Annotated in this window: 1 protein-coding gene; it reads right to left on the minus strand. The window is 74.7% G+C overall.

The window, feature by feature from the left end; all coding sequences use genetic code 11:
- On the minus strand, positions 1-695 hold a 695-nt coding region (locus tag APM_RS11440), incomplete at both ends, for a sigma 54-interacting transcriptional regulator (RefSeq protein ID WP_192826793.1).

Genomic DNA, 695 nt, shown 5'->3' on the forward strand with positions numbered 1-695 from the left:
CAGCGCCGCCTCGATCCGCCTCGCCTGAACGTCGCGCAGCACCGACTGTCCGGCGGCGGCCGGCGCGGCCGTCTCCGCCGGCAGCAGGGCGGCGATCGTCTCCTCGCCGATCACCTTCTCGCCGGTCAGCGCGGCGCGCGCCAGCACGTTGCGCAACTCCCTGACATTGCCGGGAAAATCGTGCCGCGCGAGGCGTGACGCCGCCGCCGGCTCAAGCCGCGTGCCCGGGGCCACCTGTTCGAGCAGGTGCGCCGCGAGCGGGCGGATGTCGCTGCGCTCGCGCAGCGCCGGCAGGGTGATCTCGGCGATCGCCAGCCGGTAATACAGGTCCGCCCGGAACCGTCCCGCGGCCACCGCCTCGCCGAGATCGACATTGGTCGCCGTCAGCAGCAGCACGTCGACCAGACGCGGCATCCCGCCGCCCACCGGCCGCACCGAGAAATCGTCGAGGAAGCGCAGCAGCGCGGCCTGCAGCGGCAGCGGCAGGTCGCCGATCTCGTCGAGGAACAGCGTTCCCCCATCCGCCTCCACCGCGAGGCCCGCCGCCCCGCCGCGCCGCGCGCCGGTGAACGCGCCCTCGACATGGCCGAACAGCTCGGCGGCGATCAGGTCCGGCGGAATCGCCGCGCAGTTCACCGCGACGAACCGCCCGCTCCGCCCCGAGGCGCGATGCGCGTAGCGCGCCGCCACCTCCT

The organism is Acidiphilium sp. PM, assembly GCF_000219295.1.
GTDB classification, from domain to species: Bacteria; Pseudomonadota; Alphaproteobacteria; order Acetobacterales; family Acetobacteraceae; genus Acidiphilium; species Acidiphilium multivorum.